The following is a 3,228-nucleotide window of genomic DNA, read 5'->3' as shown; positions in this document are numbered from 1 at the left end:
TTCAGCACCGCGAACTGTTCGACGAGCAGGCCGCGTTCCCCACCGAACTGACAGCTGCAGCTTGACGCATTGGCATCGTGAGGTGTCTACCGCGAGCACCTGCGCAAACGCCGGGCCGAGGACCCCGCCGTCCCCGTCCAGCACCTCTTCAAAGAAGATCAAGGCCCTCGGCTTCGCCGGTTGCCTCAATCTCCTGCACAAGTACGTAAACCAAGGCCGCGCGGACGCCGACCGCAGCCACATCTCCCCACGCAGGCTCGCCCGGATGATCCTCACCAGGCCCGACAACCTCAAGACCGAGCATCACGACCTCCTGGCGCGGCTCACCGCAGCCTGCCCCGAGATGACCCAACTGACCACCATCATCAAGAACTTCGCCGAGCTCCTGACGCCTGGCGAAGGAAATGGCGACGAGCTCTCGCACTGGATCGTCCAGGTCCGCGCAGCCGATCTGCCCCATCTGCACTCCTTCACCCGGGGTCTGGAACGAGACCGCGACGCCGGCTTTGCGGACGCTTCCGCCGACGTGCTTGGAGACCTGGTCCAGCAGGATGATGCCCGCGGCGTTGTCGTGGGTGTTCGCGGCGAGGACGACGACTGCGATGACCAGGCCGAGGACGTCCACGGCCAGTCCGCGCTTGCGGCCGGGCACCCGCTTGGCCGCATCGTGGCCACTCGTGGCGGCGGGAACCCCGGCGGCCACGTGGACACTCTGGGTGTCCAGCACCACCAGGGTCGGGTCCTCTAATCGCCGGGCGCACTCCCTGACCTGGCAGCGCAGAAGCTCATCAATGACCTGGTCGGTCCCGTCGTCCCGCCAGGCGGCGAAGTAGTAGTAGTACGTCGCGCTCTTCTGCGGCAGGTCGTGCGGGATATAGGCCCACTGACAGCCGGTCCGCCCCCTGGTAGAGGATCGCGTTCACGATCTCCCGCATGTCGTAGGCACCCTGATGACCGCTGACCGAACGGTTCCGGTCCTTCCACGCGGTGATCACCGGCTCGATCAACAACCACTGCTCGTCCGATAAGTCACTCGGGTACGGCTTGCGTTCACTCACCCGAACACATCACCAGATCAACAACCGCGGACCGGCAGATTCCACCCCGCCGCCACACCATCAGGCGACAGCAGAACCACTCAAAGACTCACGAACCGCCCACTCAGAAGTCGTACTGATTGGCGGTCTCGGCGTCCGCTTCGATCGATGCGTCGCCGATGAACACGTTGTCGTAGCCGCTGAGCTTTTTGAGGTTGTGGTAGCCCTTGATACCCAGGTCCGTGCCGACCATGATTTTGCCGCCGCCAGCGAGGATTCGGGCGATCTCGAGCTGCGCCTGACCAGCGAGGGCCGGGTCCCAGAAGAAGATTTTGTCGATCGCCCCCGTCACAAGGTACTTGGATGCTGCCGAGGGGATCGACGTACCCATCACGCACGTGTCCTTCTCCCGGCCGGCCTCTTCGATGGCGCGGGCGATACCCGGAACGTTGCTACTGGCCGAGCCCTGGAAGCCCTTGATGTTAGGGTGCTTGGCGAGCACCTCCTTGGCCTTCTCGTACGCCGTGGCCTCGTTGTCGGTGCTCTCGATCGGGTCCTCGACGCGCTTCATGCCGCGGAACTTCGCTTTCTGGCGCTCGTACGCCGCACCAACCCACTCCATGTGCGTCTTCGCGGTCAGCCGACCGACAAACTGGACGTATTCGCCCTTGCCGGCCATGCACTCGCCGAGGTTGTTCATGATCTTCCGGCCGTAGACGGCGTTGTCGAACGCCTCGATGTCGACATCGGCGTTCTTGATGCCTGTCGCTTCATGGGCGACCGTGATGATTCCTTCTGCCTTGGCCTCTGCCAGGACGCCGGAGAGGGCCTCGGGCGAGTTCGGCACAACAGTGATGGCCGTCGGCTTCTGGGCGATGAGGTCCTCGATGATCTGGATCTGCTTCTCCGGGCTCCCGTCGTCGCCGCCCTCGGTGCGGGTGTCGATGCCGGTGCGCTTGCCGTAGGTCCGCACGCCTTTCTCCATGCGGTCGAACCAGGGGATCCCCTTCAGTTTGACCACGGTGACCATCGTCTTGCTCGATGCCCCGCCGCTCTTGGACCAGTCGCCGCCGGCGGGGGTTACCCCACCGCTCACGGAGCCACAGCCCGCCATGGAGAGGGTCAGGAGGCCCGCGGCCACCGCACCTGGCTTCCGAACCAGCTTCATCCGATCGCTCCTTCGTCGATCGTGGGTACCCGCATCGGGTTGCCCGAGCCGCGCAAACGCTAGTATTCCGCGCCAGAAATCCGTTGCATTTGTGTAGGCGCGTCCCGCGCCCGGGCGGGAAGGGCATCGACCGGTCGATGCGCCGCCGAGCCGCCTTGTCAGTGTCTTGTATTCTCGTGCTCGTGCACGCCCAGATTGTGCGCGACCTCAGCGGCCGACTTGCCGTCTCCAGCACGAGCCGCACGGCCCCTCAGGGAACTCGGCGTCGTACCCACGTCGCTTCGGCTCCGGGTCGTCACCGCCGAGCCGAAGCGAGCCCGGTACCGAACCGACATGTTCCCCTGGACCGAAAACCCCACCGTGCACATGCGCGCCTGCGAACGTGACAACCCCGCCCCGGGACCGGTCCCACCGCCCCCGGCGGCGGCACGCGGCCGGTACCCGAACCGCACGCGACGTGCGGGAGTACGCCAGCCAGGCGCGGAAAACGCCGCGCCGACGTGGGGCTGGGGTGAGGCGGTGGGTCTGTTGCTGGCCTGGGCCACTGGCTGAAGGTGCCGATGTTGGTGGAGCGGTCGACGGCGGTGCACCGGGCGTGTGTGCGGTTGCCGGTGGTGGCCTCGACCAGGAGGTGGGCCGCGACCCTCGGCCGCCCACGGGGATCGCCAGCGCCTCCGACCGCACCGCGCTTCGGTAATCACCGACCAGCCAACCGGCCGCATCGGTACACCCCAGCCTCAGTCGCACACTGACACTACGTCGTAAAAATCCGGAATTGGCGCGACGGACGTGCCGCTCACCGCCGTGGAGCAGATGACAGCCTGCCCGCAGGCGCCGGGACGCCCTGCGGATGTGAGGAGAGGACGTGTTCATGGCCCCGGATCCCGTTATCGTCGAAGCAGTACGCACCCCCATCGGCAAGCGCGGTGGCGCGCTCGCCAATCTCCACCCGGCCTATCTGCTGGGGGAGACGTACAGGGAACTTCTCGCGCGCACCGGGATCAAGCCGGACTGCGTGGAGCA

The 3,228-nt window shown here is 66.0% G+C and carries 1 protein-coding gene and 3 pseudogenes; 2 read left to right on the top strand and 2 right to left on the bottom strand.

Annotated features, from left to right (window positions below; translation table 11 throughout):
- Nucleotides 1-87 precede the first annotated feature (87 nt).
- Nucleotides 88-502: pseudogene (locus tag AB0M26_RS31585) on the top strand (ISL3 family transposase); the annotation flags it as partial.
- Here the strand turns inward: AB0M26_RS31585 and AB0M26_RS31580 are convergent.
- Nucleotides 503-1,058: pseudogene (locus AB0M26_RS31580) on the bottom strand (transposase); the annotation flags it as partial.
- A 103-nt stretch (nucleotides 1,059-1,161) separates the two neighbouring features.
- Nucleotides 1,162-2,178, bottom strand: a complete 1,017-nt coding sequence (locus AB0M26_RS31575) for a substrate-binding domain-containing protein (RefSeq protein ID WP_365266396.1) — start codon at nucleotides 2,176-2,178, stop codon at nucleotides 1,162-1,164.
- A gap of 898 nt (nucleotides 2,179-3,076) precedes the next feature.
- Between AB0M26_RS31575 and AB0M26_RS31570 the strand changes: the two are divergent.
- Nucleotides 3,077-3,228 (top strand): annotated as a pseudogene (locus tag AB0M26_RS31570) (steroid 3-ketoacyl-CoA thiolase); the annotation flags it as partial.

Origin of the sequence: Streptomyces sp. NPDC051776 (assembly GCF_040681345.1) — a bacterium.
GTDB lineage: Bacteria > Actinomycetota > Actinomycetes > Streptomycetales > Streptomycetaceae > Streptomyces.
Note: the sequence above shows the minus strand (reverse complement) of the source record. Positions and strands in the feature narration are given on the sequence as shown.